The sequence below is a fragment of the Streptomyces jumonjinensis genome (assembly GCF_009600885.1).
Lineage (GTDB): Bacteria > Actinomycetota > Actinomycetes > Streptomycetales > Streptomycetaceae > Streptomyces > Streptomyces jumonjinensis.
This window is the reverse complement of record NZ_VCLA01000180.1, coordinates 108,329-128,417: the sequence shown is the minus strand read 5'-3', so window position 1 is coordinate 128,417 and position 20,089 is coordinate 108,329. Positions and strand designations below refer to the sequence as shown.

Here is a 20,089-nt window from a genome sequence, read left to right as displayed (position 1 = left end):
CCAGGCTTGGCAGCGGGCTTGCCGGCGGAGCCGGACCCCTGCAAAGCGTCGGTCAGCTTACGTACAACCGGCGCCTCGATCGTCGAGGACGCCGAACGGACGAATTCACCGAGTTCCTGGAGCTTGGCCATGACGACCTTGCTCTCTACACCGAACTCCTTGGCGAGTTCGTATACCCGGACCTTAGCCACTTCGCTCCTTTTAGGTCCGGGTTACCGCCGGACCGTCGCTACTTCATGGGCGTACTCATCGCGTACTCATCGAGTGCTCATCGCAATCTCGACCTACTTCCAACTCGCGAGGTACCTGACCGCACGGCAGCCCGTGCGTTGCTTCTTTGGTGCTTCTTTGGTGCAAATCCGCTATTCGGCCTGCTCTACGCGCCGCCGGAGTCCGGCGGTGTCGAGCGGTCCCGGTGCCCTGAGGGCCCGGGGAATCGCCCGGCGTCGTACAGCCAGATCGAGACAGACCAAGGCGGGGTGTACATACGCACCCCGGCCGGGCAGCGTACCGCGATCGTCGGGGACGCAGTCGTCTCCGACGGCCACGATGCGCAGCAGATCGGTCTTGGCCGCTCGCTCCCGGCACCCCACACACGTTCGTTCAGGGCGTGCACGAGCGTGCGTCCGGCCAGACACGATTAAGTCTACCTCCCCGTAGCGGCCTCACCCCTGTGGGGCAAGAATCGAACGATCGTTGTCTCGATCCCGGGCAACGATCGTGGTCCGGATCCCGGGCGCGGCCCGCCGTCAGGACGGCAGAGGGCCCCGCCCGGGAATCCGCTCAGTCCAGCCTCAGTCCTGCTCAGGCCCGACCAATCCCGACCAATCCCGGTCGATCCCGGTCAGGTCGGTCCTGCTCAGGCCCGGCCGGTCCTGCTCGGTCCTGCTCAGGCCCGGTCGGACTCGCGGTCTCAGTCCCGGTCGGACTCGCGGTCGTCCTGCTCCGTGTCGGGACGGATGTCGATGCGCCAGCCGGTGAGACGGGCGGCGAGGCGGGCGTTCTGCCCTTCCTTGCCGATCGCCAGGGACAGCTGGTAGTCGGGGACGGTCACCCGGGCGGAGCGCGCGCCGAGGTCCACGACCTCGACCTTGCTCACCCGCGCCGGGGAGAGCGCGTTGGCGACCATCTCGGCCGGGTCGTCCGACCAGTCCACGATGTCGATCTTCTCGCCGTGCAGTTCGGCCATGACATTGCGGACCCGGCCGCCCATCGGGCCGATGCACGCGCCCTTGGCGTTCAGTCCGGACCGGGTGGAACGGACCGCGATCTTGGTGCGGTGACCGGCCTCACGGGCGATCGCCGAGATCTCGACGCTGCCGTCCGCGATCTCCGGGACCTCCAGCGCGAAAAGCTTCTTCACCAGGTTGGGGTGGGTCCGCGAGAGGGTCACGGACGGGCCGCGCACGCCCCTGGCGACCCGGACGACATAGGTGCGCAGCCGCAGTCCGTGGGTGTACTCCTCGCCCGGGACCTGCTCCTGCACGGGCAGGATCGCTTCCAGCTTGTCGTCCAGCCTGACCAGGACGTTCTTGGGGTCCTTGCCCTGCTGCACCTGCCCGGAGACCACATCGCCCTCACGGCGGGCGTACTCGCCGAAGGTGACGTCGTTCTCGGCGTCGCGCAGCCGCTGCTGGATGACCTGGCGGGCGGTGGTGGCGGCGATCCGGCCGAAGTCCGACGGCGTGTCGTCGAACTCCTTGGCCTCCTGGCCCTCCTCCAGATCGGCCGGGTCCTCCTTGGCCCACACCGTCACATGGCCGGTGTCACGGCTGAGCACCGCGCGCGCGTGGCGGCTGCTGCCCTCGGTGCGGTGGTACGCGATGAGGAGGGCCGACTCGATCGCCTCGACCAGGAGGTCGAAGGGGATCTCCTTCTCTTGTGCCAAGCCCTTCAGGAGCTTTACGTCGATGTCCACGGCTACGCCTCCTCTTCCTTCTTGTCCTTGCGGTTGAATTCGATCTCCACACGGGCCTTGGCGATCTCCGCGAAGGCGATACGGCGTGCGGTGGGCTTGCGACCCTTGACTCCGGGCACTTCGAGATCGACGCCCTCGTCGTCGACGGTGAGGACGCGCGCCGTGAGCTCTCCGGCGTCCTGGAGCTGGAATCTCACCAACCGCCCGACGGCACGCGCGTAGTGGCGGTGCTCGGTCAGGGGGCGGTCCGCACCGGGCGAGCTGACTTCGAGTACGTACTCGTCCTCGCCCATGGCGTCGGTCTCGTCCAGCTTCGCGGAGATGGCGCGGCTGAGCTCGGCGCAGGCGTCCAGGGTGGCGCCGTCTTCGGAGTCCACGATGATCCTCAGCTGGCGGCGGCGACCGGCTCGGGAGATCTCGATCTCTTCCAGCTCCAGGTCCGCGGCGCTGACGAGCGGTTCCAGCAACCCGCGCAGCCTCTCGCTCTGGGTGGTGCTCATCCGGGTGACTCCTCGGCCGCGTGTGCTGTTGTGGGATCGTCGTGTGTCGCATCAAAGGGTATCCGGTCCCGGAGGGTGTTGCCGTCCACCGGGGGCGACCCGCGGGTACGCTCGCCTGCGGCGATGATCACGGAGAGTCGAGGGAGACCCGCGTGGAGCGTACCGGGACGACACGGCGGCGTGTACTCATGGTGACGGGCGCGGCAGCCGCCGGAACGCTGCCGGGCTGCGCCGGCGGAGCGGAGACCGCGGCGGCCTCCCGGGCGAAGGCCGAGGCCGCGACCCGCCGGCGGCTGGCGGCGGCGAGCGGGGCCCTGCGCGACCGGTACGACGCCACGATCGCGCGCCATCCGGGCCTCTCGGAGCGGCTGGGCGCGCTGCGGGCGTCGGTGGCGGAGCATGTCACGGCGCTCGGCGGACCCTCCGGCGGCTCCCCCGCCCCGGCGCGGCCCGCCGCCGCGGCACCGGTGCCGGTGCCGGCCGATGAGCGGGCGGCGCTCGCGGCGCTGGCGCAGGCGGAGCGCGGTACCGCCGACCGGCATACGGCGGCGCTGGAGACGGCGGAGCCGGAGCTCGCCCGGCTGCTGGCCTCGCTGGCGGCGGCCGGGGCGGCGCACGCGTATCTGCTGACGCACCGGGATTCCGGATGACCTCGGACGGGGTGCGGCCGGTTCCGGCCGGCCGTCCGCCCACTGACGAACAGGGGTTCTGCGATGAGCTCGGACAGCGGCGAGGTGCTCGGGGCGGTCCAGGCCGCGCTGGCGGCGGAGCACGCGGCTGTGTACGGATACGGGGTCGTCGGCGCGCGGGTCGGCGACGGACGGGAGCGGGAGGCGCGGGCGGCGTACAGCGCGCACCGGGCCCGGCGGGACGTGCTCGCGCGCACGGCGCGCGATCTGGGCGGCGAGCCGGCGGCGGCGGCCCCGGCCTATGAGCTGCCGTTCCCGGTGCCGGACGCCGGGGCGGCCGTGCGGCTCGCCGCGTTCCTGGAGGACCGGGTGGCGGGCGTCTGCTCGGATCTCGTACGGGCCGGCCGGGGCCCCGTCCGGCGGGAGGCCGCGGCGGCGCTGCGGGAGGCGGCGGTGCGGGCGGTGCGCTGGCGGGGCAGCGGCGTAGCCTTTCCAGGTCTCGCCGAACGGGCGGACGAAGGGTGAGGGCCGCGGCACACCGCGGCGACCACAGCGAAAGGGATCCACTCGCGCATGGGTTTTGAAGCGCCCCGGCGTCTGGTGCGGGCGCTCGGCGAGGACGACGACTGGCTCGGGCGGCTGCCCGGTATCGCCGAGGAGACCGTGGCCCGTCTCGGGCTCGGCGTCGAACGGGTGCTGGCCCCCGGCGGCAGAAGCAGTCTGATCGTTCTCGTACGGCTGGCGGACGGGACCCCGGCGACGCTGAAGCTCCCCCGGCGTGGGCCGGAGCCGGAGCGGGCCGCGCTGGAGCGCTGGGACGGCTGGGGGTCGGTGCGCGTGCTCCCGGTCCCGGAGGCCGGGGACGCGCTGCTCCTGGAGCGGCTGCACCCCGAGGTCTCGCTGCGGTCGCTGCCCGAGGCGAAGGCGCTGCTGGAGGCGGCGGGGGTCGTACGGCGGCTGTGGGTGGAGCCGGGGGACGGGCACGGCTTCGAGTCGGTGGCACAGCGTACGGAGCGGCAGGCGCGGGCGCTGCGGGGGCTGGACGACCCCTTGGTCACGGCCGCGCTCGACGCCCGGGACGAGCTGGTCTCTAACGCCTCGGAGGACTTTCTGCTGCACGGCTCCTTCCGCCAGGGCAAGGTCCTGGCCGGGGACCGGGCGCCCTGGCTCGCGGTGGGCCCGGAGCCGCTGACCGGGGAGCGCGCCTACGATCTGGCCCGGCTGGTGCGGGACCGGGCGGAGGATCTGGTGGCGGCATCGGCGGGGGCCTCGGCGGCCCGCCGGAGGGTGGGCAGGCTGGCGGACTCGCTGGATGTGGAGCCCCGGCGGCTGCGCGGGTGGGCCCTGTTCCGGGCCGTGGAGTCGGGGATGCGGGCGATGGCCGCGGGGCGGGTCCGCGAGGCGGAGTCGTCGCTGGAGTTCGCTTCCTGGCTCTGAGCTGCCACTGGAGTTCGTTCCCGGCTCTTAGCTGCCGCTGGAGTTCGTTCCCGGCTCTTAGCTGGAGACGCCGCGCGGCTCCCTGGGCCCGCCCGTGCCTGAGGGTGCGCCCCGGCCCGGCGACGGCGAACGGTCCGGGGGACGGGGCCCCCGGACCGTTCGTTCCTACCGTCCTACAGTTTTCGCCCGGATCGACCCGGGTCAGGCGCGCTCGCCGAAGGGTCAGCCGCGCAGACGGGCGATCGCCTCGGCCACCGGGAGCTCTTCGCGCTCGCCGGTCCTGCGGTCCTTCAGCTCGACGATGCCCTCGGCCGAGCGGCGGCCCGCGACCAGGATCTTCGGGACGCCGATCAGCTCGGCGTCGGTGAACTTCACGCCCGGGGAGACACCGGGACGCTCGTCCACCAGGACCCGCAGCCCGGCCTCGGCCAGCTGGGCGGAGACATCGAGGGCCAGCTCGGTCTGGAGGGCCTTGCCCGCCGCCACCACATGGACGTCCGCGGGGGCGATCTCGGCCGGCCAGCACAGGCCCTGCTCGTCCGCCGTCTGTTCGGCCAGCGCCGCCACCGCACGCGAGACGCCGATGCCGTACGAGCCCATCGTCACCCGGGTGGGCTTGCCGTTCTGGCCCAGCACATCGAGCTGGAAGGCGTCCGCGTACTTGCGGCCCAGCTGGAAGATATGGCCGATCTCGATGGCGCGGTCGAGCTTCAGCCCCGTACCGCACTTCGGGCAGGGGTCGCCGTCCTCGACCACCACGACGTCCACGTACTCGTCGACCTCGAAGTCACGCCCGGCGACGACGTTCCTGGCGTGGACGCCTTCCTTGTTGGCCCCGGTGATCCACGCCGTGCCGGCCGCGATCCTCGGGTCCGCGAGATAGCGCACCTTGCCCAGGCCCTGGGGGCCGACATAGCCGCGTACGAGATCGGGGCGGCCGGTGAAGTCCTCGGCGGTGACCAGCTCCACCTCGGCGGGGGCCAGATGGTCCGAGAGCTTGCCCAGGTCCACCTCCCGGTGTCCGGGCACGCCGACCGCGACGATCTCGCCGTCCACCTTCACCAGCAGGTTCTTCAGGGTGGCGGACGCGGGCACGCCGAGGTGCTCGGCGAGGGTCTCGATGGTGGGGGTGTCGGGGGTGTCCAGCTCCTCCACCGCCGGGTGCTCCACCGCGGCGGGCGGCTCGGCGACGAAGGTCACGGCCTCCGTGTTGGCCGCGTAGTCGCAGGCGGTGCAGTGGACGAAGGTGTCCTCACCGGCGGCGGCCGGGGCGAGGAACTCCTCCGAGGCCGAGCCGCCCATCGCGCCCGAGACCGCCGACACGATCCGGTGGTCGAGACCGAGCCGCTGGAAGATCTTGATGTACGCCTCGCGGTGCAGCGCGTACGACTCGGCCAGGCCCTCGTCGGTGGTGTCGAAGGAGTACGAGTCCTTCATCAGGAACTCACGGCCGCGCAGGATGCCCGAGCGCGGACGCGCCTCGTCGCGGTACTTCGACTGGACCTGGTAGAGGATCACCGGCAGATCCTTGTAGGACGTGCACTGGTCCTTGACCAGCAGGGTGAAGATCTCCTCGTGCGTCGGGCCGAGGAGGTAGTCCGCGCCCTTGCGGTCCTTGAGCCGGAACAGCTCCGGGCCGTACTCCTCCCAGCGGCCGGTCGCCTCGTACGGCTCCTTGGGGAGGACGGCGGGGAGCAGGACCTCCTGCGCGCCGATGGCGTCCATCTCCTCGCGCACCACGCGGGAGACGTTCTCCAGGACCTTCTTGCCGAGCGGCAGCCAGGACCAGATGCCCGCCGCGTTGCGCCGTACGTAACCGGCGCGGACGAGCAGCTTGTGGCTGAGGGTCTCGGCGTCCGCGGGGTCGTCGCGCAATGTCTTGACCATCAGACGGGACATGCGCTGGACCTGGGCTGCCATGGGGGAATCTCCTGCGTCAAGGAAAGGTGATGTGCAGGAGGTTAGCCGGGCGGCGGGTGAGGGCGGAAATCAGTTGTCCCGCAGCAGCGGCAGCGGGGCCCCCATCACGGCGTACGGACTGGGCGCGCTGGGGAACAGAACCCGGCGGGCGAGGTCCGTGTAGCCGAGCCTCCGGTAGAGCCCCCGGGCCGGGGATTCGACGTCGATCGCGGAGAGGATGGAGCGCGGCTCATCAGCGGTGTCGGTGATGGCGGTGATCAGTGCGCGGCCGATGCCACGGGCCTGGAAGGCGGGGTGGACATGGAGCTCGGTGATCACGAAGGAGTCGTCGAGCCAGCTCTCTCTGCCGTTGGCGCGCAGATAGGGCTCCACGACGGTGGACCACCAGTGTCTGCGGTCGTTCGGCATGCCGTAGACGAAGCCCACCAGCCGCCCCTCCGGGGTGAGCGCGCCGAGCGCGCGGGCCCCGGGCTGGAGCAGATGCCGGTGGACGATATGGCGGCGCACCTCGACCTCGTCCGCGGTCAGACCGAAGGCGAGGGCCTGTACCGCGAGGGCTTCATCGGTCCGTGCGGCGAGGTCGAGCGGCTCGACCACGACTTCGGGGAGGGCTGCCATGCCGGAACCCTACTTGCCCCGGCCCGTGGCCAGAACAGTGCGGGACCCGGCGGTGCGGGACCCGGCGGCGGGGGGCGGAGTCCCGGGGCGGGCCCGGGGGCGGGACCCGAGGCGGAACCCTGGGGACGGGCCGGGGGGGGCGGAACCCGGGGTGGAGCCCCTCGGGTCAGAACAGCACGCTCATGAACGCCCCGGTCTCCTGGAAGCCGACGCGCCGGTACGCCGCCCTCGCCGGGGTGTTGTAGTCGTTGACGTACAGGCTGACGAGCGGGGCCACATCGGCGATGGCGTACCGCAGCACGGCGGCCATTCCGGTCTCCGACAGGCCCCGGCCCCGGTACTCGGGGTCGACCCAGACGCCCTGGATCTGGCAGGCCCGGCTGGTCGCCGCGCCGATCTCCGCCTTGAAGATCACCCGGCCGTCCTCGATCCGGGCGAAGGAGCGTCCCGCGCCCACGAGTTCGGCGACCCGGGCCTGGTAGAGCAGCCCGCCGTCACCGGCCATCGGGGAGACGCCGACCTCCTCGGTGAACATGGCCACGCACGCGGGCATGATCAGATCCATCTCGTCCTTGCGGATGCGGCGGACATAGGGATCTGGCCGGATGTCGTCGGGCAGGCGGTCGGTCACCATCAGCGGCTGCCGGGGGCGCACATCCCTGGCGGGGCCCCAGCTGGGTTCGAGGAGCCGCCACAGCTGGGCGGTGGGCTCGGCGGGGCCGACGATGGAGGAGCAGCGGCGGCCCGCCCGGCGGGCCCGGTCGGCGAAGGCGCGCACCGCCTCGGGGGTGGCGCAGATGGGGACGAGGTTGGCGCCGGAGTAGCAGAGGGAGCGCAGCCGTCCGTCGGTGTACCAGCCCCACATCTCGCCGCCGAGGCGCCAGGGGTCGAGCCCGGCGACCTGGACCCTGGAGGTGACGAAGGCATTCACGACGGGTTCGCTCTCCAGCACGGCGAGAGCCGCGCCGAGGTCGCCGGGTTCGAGGACCCGGGTGGTCGTCTGCGTCAACACGAGGGGGCCTCACCTGCCGGCTACTGATCTCCGCACTGTACCTGGAGGGTGGGCCGGGTGCCGAGCGCACGGAAGGGCCCCGCTCGCGCGGAGCGCGGGCGGGGCCGGAAATCGTTGAGATCCAGCCGGTCGGAAGCCATGCTTCAGCCAGCGGGGACGGGGAGCACGGGCGGCCGGGACGAGGGGGTCCGGACGCCTCGGGGTCCTGGTGGCCAGGGTTTCCCGGGTTCCCGGGTTCCCGATGGACAGGGCTCCCGATGGACAGGGCTCCCCGGGTTCCCGATGAACAGGGTCCCCCGGCTCCCCGGTGGATCAGGCGACGGAGACCTGGGGCTCGCCGGAGGCGATCCCGTCCTTCTCCATCTGCTCGGCGATCTTCATCGCCTCCTCGATCAGCGTCTCGACGATCTTCGACTCGGGCACGGTCTTGATCACCTCGCCCTTCACGAAGATCTGCCCCTTGCCGTTGCCGGACGCGACCCCGAGGTCGGCCTCCCGGGCCTCGCCGGGACCGTTGACGACACAGCCCATGACCGCGACCCGCAGCGGGACCTCCATGCCCTCCAGGCCCGCCGTCACCTCGTCGGCCAGCTTGTACACGTCCACCTGGGCCCGCCCGCAGGACGGGCAGGACACGATCTCCAGCCGCCGCTGACGCAGATTGAGGGACTCCAGGATCTGGATGCCGACCTTCACCTCCTCCGCCGGAGGAGCCGAGAGCGAGACCCGGATGGTGTCCCCGATGCCCTCCGCCAGCAGCGCCCCGAAGGCCACCGCCGACTTGATCGTGCCCTGGAACGCCGGACCCGCCTCGGTCACGCCCAGGTGCAGCGGATAGTCGCACTGCGCCGCGAGCTGACGGTAGGCGTTCACCATCACGACCGGGTCGTTGTGCTTCACCGAGATCTTGATGTCCTGGAAACCGTGCTCCTCGAAGAGCGAGCACTCCCAGAGCGCCGACTCCACCAAGGCCTCGGGGGTGGCCTTGCCGTACTTCGCCAGCAGACGCGCGTCCAGCGAACCGGCGTTGACCCCGATCCGGATGGGGGTGCCGGCGGCGGAGGCCGCCTTGGCGATCTCCTTGACCTTGTCGTCGAACTGCTTGATGTTGCCGGGGTTCACCCGGACCGCCGCGCAGCCGGCGTCGATGGCGGCGAAGACGTACTTGGGCTGGAAGTGGATGTCCGCGATCACCGGGATCTGCGACTTCCTCGCGATGACCGACAGCGCGTCGGCGTCGTCCTGGGTGGGACAGGCGACCCGGACGATCTGGCAGCCGGACGCGGTGAGCTCCGCGATCTGCTGGAGGGTCGCGCCGATGTCGGAGGTGCGCGTGGTGGTCATCGACTGCACGGACACGGGGGCGTCGCCGCCGACGGCCACTGACCCGACCTGGATCTTCCGGCTACTGCGCCGTGGGGCGAGTCTGGTCGGGACGGACGGTGTTCCGAGCAAGAGCGTCATGGCACGTTCCTCCTCAATGGGCATGATTCATCAGAGAACCACCGATATGTCAGCCGCTGTGCTGCTCGACCGCCACCAGTGGCTGGTGCTCCAGCTCTTCGATCTCCCGGCCGAACAGGATCTCCGCCAGAGCACGGGCGAGGTGCTGCGCCGACAGTCCGGCCCCGGCGAGGAGGTCGGCCCGCGTACCGTGCTCAAGGAAGTGCTGGGGGATGCCGAAGGTGCGTACGGGCGTCGCCGCTCCGGCGTCGCTCAGCGCCTGGGCGATCGCCGATCCGGCGCCGCCGGCACGGCCGTTGTCCTCGACGGTGGCGACCAGGCGGTGGTTCAGACCGAGTTCCACCAGGGCGGGGGCGACCGGCTTGACCCACCGGGGGTCGACGACGGTGACGCCGAAGCCGTGCCGGGTCAGACGATCGGCCACTTCCAGACAGGTTCCGGCCATGGCGCCCAGGGAGACGATGAGGACGTCCTCTCCCCCGCCGCGCCGCAGCACATCGATGCCCGCGATCGTGCCGACCGCCGGGATGTCCCCGCCGGTGCTGCCCTTGGGGAAACGCACGGCGGTGGGTCCGTCGTGGACGGCCACGGCTTCCCGCAGGGCCCTGCGCAGGGTCGCGGCGTCACGCGGCGCGGCCAGTCGCAGACCGGGGACGAGTTGCAGCAGCGACATGTCCCACATGCCGTTGTGCGACGCGCCGTCGTCCCCGGTCACCCCCGCCCGGTCCAGGACGAAGGTCACGGGCGCGCGGTGCAGGGCGGTGTCGAGCAGAAGCTGGTCGAAGGCCCGGTTGAGGAAGGTCGCGTACAGCGCCACCACCGGGTGCATACCGCCGAGGGCCAGGCCCGCCGCCGCGGTCACCGCGTGCTGTTCGGCGATGCCCACGTCGATGGTGCGGTCCGGGTACCGTCTGGCGAACTCGCCCAGTCCGGTCGGGGCGAGCATGGCCGCGGTGATCGCCACGATGTCCGGCCGGCTCGCGCCGAGTTCGGCCAGCTCCCCGCCGAAGACCGATGTCCACGACCGCGAGCCGTCCCCGCTCGCCTTCCCCGTGGACCGGCCGCGGACGGCGTGGCAGCGGTCCATCTCGTCCTGCTCGGCGGGGGTGTGTCCACGGCCCTTCTCGGTGACGCAGTGGACCAGGACGGGCCGGCCGAGTCCGGCCGCCCGGCGCAGGGCGGCTTCGAGCGAGGTGATGTCGTGCCCGTCGACCGGCCCCAGATACGCCAGCCCCAGGCTCTCGAACAGCGCCTTCGGCGCTCCGGGGCCGCGCAGCAGCGCCAGATGGTCGGCGAAGGCGCCGATCGTGGGAGCGTACGAGCGGGTGTTGTCGTTCAGCACGATGATCACCGGGCGGTCGGCGGCGGCCCCGATGTTGTTGAGCGCCTCCCATGCCATGCCGCCGGTCAGCGCGCCGTCCCCGATCACCGCCACCACGGCGCGGTCGACGACGCCTTGGATGCCTTGCGCCCGGGCCAGTCCGTCCGCCCAGGACAGCACGGTCGAGGCGTGCGAGTTCTCGATGACGTCGTGTTCGGACTCCTTGCGGGACGGATAGCCGGAGAGCCCGCCCGCCTGGCGGAGGGTGGCGAGCGCCCCGGCCCGGCCGGTGAGGATCTTGTGTACATAGGCCTGGTGTCCGGTGTCCCACAGAATCCGGTCACGGGGCGATTCGAAGACCCGGTGGAGGGCGATCGACAACTCGACGACCCCGAGGTTGGGTCCGAGGTGCCCTCCGGTGCGGGTGACGGTGTCCACCAGAAGCTGTCTTATCCGCGGTGCGAGCAGCCCCGCCTGTTCCGGGGACAGGGCCCGCAGATCCGCGGGTCCCTGGATGCTCTCCAAGCTCAGCATGGTGCAACCCTCCCTCTCTGCCATGTGCTGCGGACCTCATCCGCAGACACGGGTGTGGGTGTGCGCGGCCGGCGGGTCATCGCGCCTCATCGGCCAGGGGTGTGCGCGGCACTCGGCCGGTGACGGGGTCGGCGAGTCTCCCGGGCATCGAGAAGACGACGTCCTCGGGGACTCCGCGCTGGAGCTCGACGTCGTCGTGGCCGAGCGCGGCCAGCCGGTCGACGAGCTCGCGGACCAGGATCTCCGGAGCGCTGGCCCCCGAGCTGACGCCGATGCTCGTCACACCGTTCAGCCACTGCTCGTCGAGGTGGGTCACATCGGGCACCAGGTGCGCGGCGCAGCCGTGCTCCCGAGCCACCTCGACCATGCGCAGCGAGTTGCTGGAGTTCCGGGAGCCGACGACCAGCACCAGGTCGCTGCGGCGAGCCAGCTCCTCGACGGCGTTCTGACGGTTCTGGCTCGCGTAGCAGATGTCGTCGCCGTGGGGGCCGACGATATCGCTGAACCTGCGGTGCAGTTCCGCGACGACCCGTGCGGTCTCGTCGAATGAGAGCGTCGTCTGGGTGAGATAGGCCACCGGTGTGTCATCGGGCAGATCGAGCCGCTGTACGTCCTCGACGGTCTCGATCACGATCGTGTGCTCGGGGGCCTCGCCCTGGACGCCCTCGACCTCCTCGTGGCCGACATGCCCGACCAGCAGGATGATCCGGCCGTCGCGGGCGTAGCGGAGCGCTTCCTGGTGCACCTTGGCGACCAGCGGGCAGGTGGCGTCGATCACCTCCAGTCCCCGGTGGGCGGCCCCGGCGCGTACCGCCGGGGAGACGCCGTGCGCGGAGAACACGCACAGGGCGCCTTCGGGGACCTCGTCCTCGCTGTCGACGAATCGTGCTCCTCGCTTCTCCAGCTCGGAGACGATGTAGTGGTTGTGCACGATCTCCTTGCGCACGTAGACCGGCGCGCCGTGAAGGTCCAGGGCCCGCTCCACGATGCCGATGGCGCGGCGCACCCCGGCGCAGAAGCCTCTCGGCTGGGCCAGGACCACCCGCTTGTCCCGCTCGCCGCGGCGGGGGTCCGCGGTGATGTGTTGATTCTCCACCAGAGCCTTCCTCTTCCAGGGGCCTTGATTTCCTTCGCCGATATCGGGGGCGTGCACCGTCCGCGGGGGTGATCAGCGCCGCGGACGCCTGCGGGTACGGAAGGTGTTCACCGGCCCGGGGTGCGGGCCGCGAGGCGGAGGCGGAGACGGCGCGGATGGTAGACGGTGGCCAGCGGCACGGGCCGGATGTCGGCGTCGGGCTCGCAGGTGACCCGCCATCGGCTCAGGATGGTGGCGAGCGCGAGGGTGGCCTCGGTCCGGGCGTACAGGTCTCCGATGCACTTACGGGCGCCGGTGCCGAAGGGCATGAACGCCTGGCGCGCGAGCGGGGTGACCCGGTCGGGCAGCCAGCGGTCGGGGTCGAACCGGCGCTCGTCGGGGTAGGCGTCCGTGTCGTGCGCCACGGCGGCCGGGCTGAAGACGACGGTGGTCCCCTGGGGCAGACGTATCCCCGCGACCTCGACCTCCGACGCGGTGAGCCGGGTGAAGAGCCAGGCCGGCGGGTACAGCCGGAGGGTCTCGGTGATGATCCGGTCGGTCAGCGACAGCTGAGGAAGGTCGTCCCAGTTCGGGGGCTTCCCACCGAGGACGGTGTCGATCTCGTCGTACAGCTGTGCCTCGATCCCGGGGTGGACGGAGAGCAGATGGAAGATCCAGGTGAGGGTGCCGGCGACGGTCTCGGTGCCGGCGGCCATCACGGTGATGACCTGGTCGTGGATCTCCTTGTCGTCCAGCCGTCCGCCGTCCTCGTCACGGGAGGCCAGCAGGGCGGAGAGGAGATCGTCGTGATCGGTGTCGTCCCGCCGGTAGTCGTCGATCAGGTTCTGGGTGGTGGCGTGCAGATAGCGCAGGTTCTCCCGGTAGCGGCGGTTGGCCGGGGTCGGCAGCCGCCGCAGGGCCTCGGGCAGGAACATCTGGCGGAAGAGGCCGTTGAGCACGGTGTCGAAGGCGCGTTCCACGCCCTCCGCCATCTCCTTGCTGACCGGGGTGGAGTACAGCGTGCGGCCCACGGTACGCAGGGCCATGCCGTACATCTCGGGGAAGGCGTCGACGACCGCGCCGTCCTGCCATCGTGCCGTGGTGGCGTCGATCTCCGCGTGCATCGCCGTGGAGTATCGTTTCAGCTGTGGGCGGGTGAAGGCCGACTGCATCAGACGCCGCTGCCTGCGGTGGTCGCTGAAGGGGCAGGTGACCAGCCCGTTGCCGGCGATGTCGCGGGCCCGGTCGTAGAACGTCCCCCCCTTGTCGTAGACACGGTCGCTCTTCAGTATCTGGCGGAGCAGTTCGGGGTGGCAGGGCACATAGGCCGTGGTCGTGCCGATGCGTATCTTCACCATGTCGCCGTGGGCCGACAGCGATGACATGAACTGCAGAGGGCGGCGCATCATCTGCCAGGCGTGACCCACCACGGGGGCGGCCCCGGGAGCTGTGCCGGCGACGAAGGTCTGCTGGGACATCGGGAATCCTCGACTTCCTTGAATTCATGGCTCTCTTGCCGGTGCCGCCGGGACGCGGGGTGTCCGTGCCCGGCGGCGGAGCGCTACAGAACGCTGCCCAGCTCCTCCAGATAGCCCTGGTGGCTGGCGGCGAGCGCGTAGTCGGTGGCGTAACGGCCCGAGGAGCGGTGCCAGTCGTACGATCCCCGGATCACGGTGCGCACCGCGTCGAGCCGGTATCGCTCTGCCGCCTCACGCTCCCCGGAGGTGAGGCCGAAGGTGTCGTAGACCTTCGGCAGCACCGTTTCCAGCAGGAAGAACTGGTCGAGGCAGGCGCGGACCTGATCCCGCATATGCGCCATGCTCCGGCTCCTGGTCCAGCCGTGCTCGCGCATGAGGATCATGACCATGTTGTTCTGCTCGCCGCGCGCCTCCTCCTTCTCCAGCGACGCGATGTCGTTGAGGAGGAGATTGATGTCGACGGCGATCTGGAGCATCGCGGACAGCACGGCGCTGTCGAACACACGGTGGGGCGTCTCGAAGCGTCCGGTGCGCTCGGCGAGGTCCACGGTCGGCTGCACACCGATCGTATGCCTGCGCATGGCGAGGTAGTGCCCGGCCGACTGGTAGGGAGCGTTGCGGTGGCGGCTGAACGCCTCGTCGACGTATCCGGCGAAGTAGTTGCGCCAGTGCCGGGCGCTCCGTGCGCACCAGGCGGGGGTCATGCCCTGGCGGGTACGCCGCCACACATCGGCGAAGCCGTGGGCGATGGGGGGCGCTGTGCCGGGGAGCGGACCGTCCAGAGCGGCGGCGACGGCGTCGGTGAGCTTTCCGGCCTCCTTCGGGTCGTCGCCGCGTGGACCGTCGAAGAGGTCGTCGAAGAGGAAGAACCACGACATCAGATCGACACCCAGGTCGAGGTCGCCGCCGACGGCCGAGGGGTAGAAGCGGGCGGCCAGATCGGCGTAGCCGCCCCGGTGGTGGCGCTCCGCGGCGGCCTCGGTGGTGATGAGGCCGAGCTTACGGGGCCAGTCGAGGTGGACGGCCTCGGCGCGGGCGGCGTCGGGGCTGAGGCGGTCGGGCAGGAGTGCGAAGAAGTCGATGTCTAGGGACATTCGGGGGATCTCCCTGGGGGCTGTGGTGGGGCACAGACATGCCTCATGGGACGAACGGTGAGGCGATCGCCTCCGGGGGCGGAGGGCGAACGGTGCGGCGCAGGCCGGGCGGGGCGTCCGCGCGGGGACTCCTCACACCTCCCGGTCGACGACGAAGCGGCCGAGCGCGATGAGTTCGTCGCATGCTCCGGCGTCGAGGTCGACGGTGCGCAGCGCGGCCTCGCCGAGCGCCATGCGCCGGGCCGCCTCCGCGGTGGCCCACTCACGGCCGCCGACGGCGGCGACCAGCCCGGCCGCGTGGCGCAGCTCGGCCTCGTCGGGCTCGCCCGGCGCGGAGAGCCAGGAGGCCAGCTCGACGCCGGCCGTGCCGCCCTGGTTGAGCGCGTAGGTGACCGGCAGCGACTTCTTGCGGGCGCGCAGATCGGAGTGGACGGACTTCCCCGTGACGGCGGGGTCGCCCCAGATGCCGAGGACGTCGTCGATCAGCTGGAAGGCGAGGCCCAGCTGGCTGCCGTAGAGCGCCAGGGCGTCCACGGTGGCCACCGGCGCCCCGGCGAGCACGGCGCCGATCGCGGCGCTGGCGGACAGCAGTGCGCCGGTCTTGCCGGCGGCCATGTCGGCGCACTCCTCCAGCGTCACATGCGTACGCCGTTCGAAGGCCACGTCCTGGACCTGTCCGCGGACCAGGTCGCTGGTGGCGCGGGCGAGCAGTCTCGCCGCCGCCGCCGCGGTGGGCAGTCCGCAGTCGAGCAGCGTCTCCTGTGCGAGCGCCAGCAGCGCGTCGCCGGTGAGGATCGCGCCCGTGGGGCCCCACAGCGTCCAGACGGTGCGGCGGTGGCGGCGCTCTTCGTCGCCGTCCATCAGATCGTCGTGCAGCAGCGAGAAATTGTGCACCAGTTCGACTGCCACCGCGCCGGGCAGCGCGGTCTCCGGCGGTGCGCCGACCGCCTGGGCGGACAGCAGCGCGAGCGCGGGGCGCACGGCCTTGCCGCCGCCGTGGGCGGGAGCGCCGTCGGCGTCGATCCAGCCCAGGTGGTACGCCGCCTGGTGACGGGTCTCCTCGTCGAGCCGGTCGAGCACGGTGCGCAGCGCCGGCGTGATCGCGTCGCGGCTGCGGTGCAGGCTCTCCAGGACCACGGTCATGACGCGTCTCCTCCCGCACGCCACGGCTCCACCGCGCTGTCGAAGATCGTGACGACCTTGCGGAGGGTCCGGCGTTCCGTGGCGTCGTAGGGCCGTCTGGCGTGTACGGTCCCGAGCTGGTCCCACATGACGATGTCGCCCGGGAGCCAGTCGTGGGCATAGGTCAGGGACGGCTCGCCGGCCTTGGCGAACAGTTCCTGGAGCAGTTCGTCGCTGGCGGCGCGTTCCAGTTCCAGGACGCGCTTGGTGTTCAGCGGATTGACGTAGACGGAGCGGCGGCCGGTCCGGGGGTTCCGGGCGATCAGCGGGTGGACGGTCGACGTACCGCCCTCCGGCGGGATCAGCGGCTCCTCGGCCGACGGCTCCATGTCCGGCGCCTCGATGGAGAGCTCGCCCTGGTGCTCCTCCTCGATGACGTCCTCGTAACCGGAGCGGAGCGCGTGCCGTGCCCGGTAGGAGTGCAGGCGTTCCCGGAGTCCGTCCGGCAGGGAGTCGTAGACGGAGTACATGTCGGTGAAGAGCGTTTCACCGCCTCCTCCGGGCGGCAGTTCGACCGCGGCCAGGAAGCCGAGCCGCGCGACCCGGGGGCGGAAGGAGTAGTCCGTGTGCCAGTCCATCCACTCCGCGTTGCCGACGCCTATCTTCTGGCCGTTCTCGACGACGTTGGAGATGATGAGGATCTCGTTATGATCAGGATTGGCTCCGGTCGTGAGGCCGGTGCGAGGAATATGTCCGAAGTGCCGTCCGAACGCCATCAATTCTTCGTCCGACGGATCCTTGTGCCCGCGGAAGACCAGCACCAGGTGTCTGTCGAGCGCCGCCCAGATATCTTCGATCTGTTGCTCGTCGATACTGCCCGACAGGTCGGCGCCGTCCACGACGGCCCCGATGACCGAGCCGGATATCGGAGAAACGTCCACTGCCGTTGTCACCTACTTCGCGTTGAGTCGATTCTTCTTCTGTTCTTGTTCTGTTCTTGTTCTGTTCTTCTTCTGCTCTTCCATCGGTCTTGTGCGGCCGAGTCGCGGGCCATGCGGGGCGAGCCTGCTAGTCATGCAGTTCGAGGTGGGCTAGGTCACCGGCCTCGCGCCATTTTTCGAGGACGTTCACGAACTCGACCGAGCCGCCCCCGTAACTTGAGTTGAGGATGTCCAGATCCGCGGGTCGGCCCTCGTTGTTGAACAGCCCTGGAGTACAGGACTCGGCGAAGTCGAGATTCCGGTTCGCCAGCCCGAGGATCGTCTCGACCCATTCCTTCTCACCCGTGGAGGACACCTCCACGACCTGTTTCCCGAGTCGCTGGACGGTCTGGACGATGTAGGCGAGATGCTTGCTCTGCTCATTGAGCATGTAGGGGACATTCACATGGAGTCCGGATTGCACCTTGGACATGATGAAACAGTTCGGGAAGCCGTTCACCTGGAGGCCGTGGAAGGTACGGGCTCCGTCGGCCCACTTATCGGACAGATACACGCCGTCGCGGCCGATGATGTCGTAGCCGGCCCGGGCCGTGTAGGGAACGGCGAATTCGGATTCGAAGCCCGAGGCGAAGACCAGACAGTCGACCTGGTACTCCCGGCCGCCCGCCACCACCCCGGCGGGGGTGAGACGCTCCACACCGCGCCCCTCGGTGTCCACCAGGGTGACGTTGGGCCGGTTGTAGGCGTCGAGATAGCCGTCGTGAAAACACGGCCGCTTGCAGAACAGCCGGTAGTACGGCTTCAGTGCGGCTGCGGTTCCCTTGTCGTGGACGACGGCGTCGATCCGCTGCCTCAACTCCTCCATCTTGGAGAAGTCCGCGAGTTCGATCGCGGCGCCCTTCTCCTTCGGGTCCATGACGGAGGAGGATGAGGATTGGGGGAGGATCGCGGCGAGCTTGGACGTGATCTCCGTCCAGCCGTCCTGGACGAGGTCCACATCCTGGGGGACTCCCGAGGTCAGCGCGTGGAAATTGTCCATGCGGCGCTGCTGCCAGCCCGGTTCGAGCCGCGCCGCCCACTCCGGGTCGGTCGGCCCGTTGTTCCGTACGCCGATGGTCGAGGGGGTGCGCTGGAAGACGTACAGCTGCGCCGCGGACTCGGCCAGATGCGGTATGCACTGAACCGCCGTGGCGCCGGTTCCGACGATTCCGACCTTCTTGTCGCGGAGCTGGTCGAGACCTCCGGAGACATCACCGCCGGTGTATTCGAAATCCCAGCGGCTGGCGTGGAAGGAGCGCCCCTGGAAGCTCTCGATCCCCGGTATGGCGGGGAGTTTGGGCCGGTGCAGGGAGCCGATCGCCATGCAGACGAAACGAGACCGTATCCGATCGCCGCGGTCCGTGCGGACGAGCCATCGCGAGGAGTCCTCGTCCCACATCAGTTCGGTGACCGAGGTCTGGAAGAGCGCGTCGCGATAGAGGTCGTACTTCGCGGCCACGGCCCGGCAGTGGTCGAATATCTCCGCGCCGGTCGCGTACTTCTCCGTGGGCATGCTCCCCAGTTCTTCGAGAAGCGGCATATAGACATAGCTCTCGACATCACAGCGCAGTCCTGGGAACCGGTTCCAGTACCAGGTCCCGCCGACGTCGCCGGCCTTGTCGATGAGGCGGATGGTCTCGACGTCGCACGCCTCACGGAGCCGCGCCCCCGCCAGCAGCCCGCCGATGCCGGCGCCGATGATCGTGACGTCCACGTCGTCGGCGACGGCCGCCCTCTCCAGAGGTGTCGCGTAGGGATCTGCCGCGTAATGCGCGAGCTCGTCCCGCGCGCCGCGATATCGCCGTCCCCCGTCGGCCTGTAGGCGCTTCTCACGCTCCTCCCGGTACTTCGTCCGCACCGCATCGATGTCGACGGTGTCTGAACCGCCGTCCGTAACGCCGTCACTCACACGGGACACCACAGCAACTCCTCCGAGAGAGATCTCCATCCGGTTCCGCAAGAGCACCAGGTTGACCGACTGGCCAGTTTCCGCGGATCACCGGCCACCGGATCCGGCCGTCCTGGGGCGAGAACCGCGCAACCGTCATGCAGAGGGTTCCAACCAGGGTCGTTCCGACTTCAGATGGCGCCATACGTCATCGAACTGGTCGCCGATTCTGGCCGGGGCGTCGGCGTTGGTGAAAATGTAGAACTGATCGGATCCCAGTGCGCCCCACACGGCCTCGGCGACTTCGTCCGCAGTGATCGTCGTGGCTCCGGTGGCGCTCCGGGGAGCCATGAGGCCCCTGGTCATGGGCGTATCGACCCGCCCGGGACAGAGCACGGAGACCCGTACGGGAGAGCCGTCGAGGTCGGCCCTGAGGCTCCGGGCCGCGGCCAGGTCGGCATGCTTGGACGCGGCGTACGCGGCGGTGCCCGCGCCGACGGCGAACGCCGACATCGAGGCGGTCTGGACGAAGTGCGCGGGCCGTCCGCAGCTGAGCAGCCGTGGCACGAAAGCGCGCGCGACATACAGATGCGCCCAGTAGTTCACATCGAGCACCTGGCGCATCTCCTCCAGGGGGACGGCCCACAGCGGCATCCCCACCGGCCCGACCACACCCGCGTTGTTGCAGATCACATCGATCTCGCCGAGACGCTCGAACGCCGTGTCGGCCAGCGCCCCGACGGCGGCCGGGTCGGTGAGATCGGCGGCCACCGCGGTGACCTTCGCGCCGAGCGAGGCGAGTTCCCCGGCCCGCCGGGCGAGACCGTCGCCCGCGATGTCCGTCATCACCACCTCGGCGCCGGACCTCGCCAGCCTGGCGCTGAGGGCGAACCCGATCCCACTGGCCGCGCCGGTCACCACGGCCGTCCTCGGTTGCAGATACATCTCCGGCTTCCTCCACGTCTGTCGGACAGCGATGATGCGTCGGACCGGCCGCCGGGGAAGCGCCGGGCGTCAGCGGGGCTCGGGCAGTCTGAGGCTCAGGGCGAAGACGACCGCGGAGAACACGGCCAGCATGGCGAGGACGACCAGCGCGCCG

19 protein-coding genes are annotated in these 20,089 nt (G+C 70.4%); 3 read left to right on the top strand and 16 right to left on the bottom strand.

Going from position 1 to position 20,089, the window contains the following annotated elements:
• From FF041_RS28185 to rimP, 4 genes are all read right to left on the bottom strand, one after another.
• A partial coding sequence (locus tag FF041_RS28185) for a translation initiation factor IF-2 N-terminal domain-containing protein (protein ID WP_323392929.1) occupies nt 1–191 on the bottom strand: 191 nt, incomplete at its 3' end.
• 171 nt (nt 192–362) lie between these two features.
• Complete coding sequence (locus FF041_RS28180) at nt 363–638, bottom strand: YlxR family protein (RefSeq protein ID WP_323371048.1); 276 nt, start codon at nt 636–638, stop codon at nt 363–365.
• 275 nt (nt 639–913) lie between these two features.
• Nucleotides 914–1,918 carry a transcription termination factor NusA gene (nusA, locus tag FF041_RS28175; protein ID WP_323371047.1) on the bottom strand — a complete coding sequence of 335 codons (1,005 nt, stop codon included), beginning with the start codon at nt 1,916–1,918 and terminating at the stop codon, nt 914–916.
• 2 nt (nt 1,919–1,920) lie between these two features.
• Nucleotides 1,921–2,418 carry a ribosome maturation factor RimP gene (gene rimP / locus FF041_RS28170; RefSeq protein WP_153480566.1) on the bottom strand — a complete coding sequence of 166 codons (498 nt, stop codon included), beginning with the start codon at nt 2,416–2,418 and terminating at the stop codon, nt 1,921–1,923.
• 152 nt (nt 2,419–2,570) lie between these two features.
• Here rimP and FF041_RS28165 point away from each other — a divergent pair, with 152 nt between their 5' ends.
• From FF041_RS28165 to FF041_RS28155, 3 genes are all read left to right on the top strand, one after another.
• Entirely contained in the window at nt 2,571–3,068 is a 498-nt protein-coding gene (locus FF041_RS28165) for a hypothetical protein (RefSeq protein WP_323392927.1), read from the top strand.
• 63 nt (nt 3,069–3,131) lie between these two features.
• A complete protein-coding gene (locus FF041_RS28160) occupies nt 3,132–3,572 on the top strand; it encodes a ferritin-like domain-containing protein (protein WP_153525436.1) in 441 nt (146 codons plus the stop codon).
• A 48-nt stretch (nt 3,573–3,620) separates the two neighbouring features.
• Complete coding sequence (locus FF041_RS28155) at nt 3,621–4,484, top strand: aminoglycoside phosphotransferase family protein (protein ID WP_153525435.1); 864 nt, start codon at nt 3,621–3,623, stop codon at nt 4,482–4,484.
• Between the two features lie 222 nt (nt 4,485–4,706).
• Here FF041_RS28155 and FF041_RS28150 read toward each other — a convergent pair whose 3' ends face one another.
• From FF041_RS28150 to ptlF, 12 genes are all read right to left on the bottom strand, one after another.
• Nucleotides 4,707–6,404: a proline--tRNA ligase gene (locus tag FF041_RS28150; protein ID WP_153484543.1), complete on the bottom strand. Its 1,698-nt coding sequence runs from the start codon at nt 6,402–6,404 to the stop codon at nt 4,707–4,709.
• 69 nt (nt 6,405–6,473) lie between these two features.
• Nucleotides 6,474–7,022: a GNAT family N-acetyltransferase gene (locus FF041_RS28145; RefSeq protein WP_153525434.1), complete on the bottom strand. Its 549-nt coding sequence runs from the start codon at nt 7,020–7,022 to the stop codon at nt 6,474–6,476.
• A gap of 166 nt (nt 7,023–7,188) precedes the next feature.
• Nucleotides 7,189–8,034: a GNAT family N-acetyltransferase gene (locus FF041_RS28140; RefSeq protein ID WP_323371886.1), complete on the bottom strand. Its 846-nt coding sequence runs from the start codon at nt 8,032–8,034 to the stop codon at nt 7,189–7,191.
• Nucleotides 8,035–8,346: 312 nt separating this feature from the next.
• Nucleotides 8,347–9,498, bottom strand: coding sequence for a flavodoxin-dependent (E)-4-hydroxy-3-methylbut-2-enyl-diphosphate synthase (gene ispG, locus FF041_RS28135; RefSeq protein WP_153525433.1), 1,152 nt, complete (start codon nt 9,496–9,498; stop codon nt 8,347–8,349).
• Nucleotides 9,499–9,547: 49 nt separating this feature from the next.
• A complete protein-coding gene (locus FF041_RS28130; protein ID WP_153525432.1) occupies nt 9,548–11,353 on the bottom strand; it encodes a 1-deoxy-D-xylulose-5-phosphate synthase in 1,806 nt (601 codons plus the stop codon).
• 76 nt (nt 11,354–11,429) lie between these two features.
• On the bottom strand, nt 11,430–12,449 hold the full coding sequence (locus FF041_RS28125; RefSeq protein WP_323392924.1) for a 4-hydroxy-3-methylbut-2-enyl diphosphate reductase: 1,020 nt from the start codon (nt 12,447–12,449) through the stop codon (nt 11,430–11,432).
• A 107-nt stretch (nt 12,450–12,556) separates the two neighbouring features.
• Nucleotides 12,557–13,906, bottom strand: coding sequence for a pentalenene oxygenase (gene ptlI / locus FF041_RS28120; RefSeq protein ID WP_153525431.1), 1,350 nt, complete (start codon nt 13,904–13,906; stop codon nt 12,557–12,559).
• Between the two features lie 83 nt (nt 13,907–13,989).
• Nucleotides 13,990–15,000: a pentalenene synthase gene (gene ptlA / locus FF041_RS28115; protein WP_153525430.1), complete on the bottom strand. Its 1,011-nt coding sequence runs from the start codon at nt 14,998–15,000 to the stop codon at nt 13,990–13,992.
• Nucleotides 15,001–15,132: 132 nt separating this feature from the next.
• Nucleotides 15,133–16,143, bottom strand: a complete 1,011-nt coding sequence (locus tag FF041_RS28110; RefSeq protein WP_153525429.1) for a polyprenyl synthetase family protein — start codon at nt 16,141–16,143, stop codon at nt 15,133–15,135.
• Nucleotides 16,140–17,063 (bottom strand): neopentalenolactone/pentalenolactone F synthase, encoded by a 924-nt coding sequence (ptlD, locus tag FF041_RS28105; protein ID WP_323392922.1) that lies wholly within the window; start codon nt 17,061–17,063, stop codon nt 16,140–16,142. Before ptlD ends, FF041_RS28110 begins: the two co-directional genes overlap by 4 nt.
• 127 nt (nt 17,064–17,190) lie before the next feature.
• The gene (ptlE, locus tag FF041_RS28100; RefSeq protein ID WP_323392920.1) at nt 17,191–19,011 is read right to left on the bottom strand and encodes a neopentalenolactone/pentalenolactone D synthase; all 1,821 of its coding nucleotides are present in this window, start codon (nt 19,009–19,011) and stop codon (nt 17,191–17,193) included.
• Nucleotides 19,012–19,146: 135 nt separating this feature from the next.
• Nucleotides 19,147–19,935 carry a 1-deoxy-11-beta-hydroxypentalenate dehydrogenase gene (gene ptlF, locus FF041_RS28095; RefSeq protein WP_153525427.1) on the bottom strand — a complete coding sequence of 263 codons (789 nt, stop codon included), beginning with the start codon at nt 19,933–19,935 and terminating at the stop codon, nt 19,147–19,149.
• Nucleotides 19,936–20,089 lie beyond the last annotated feature (154 nt).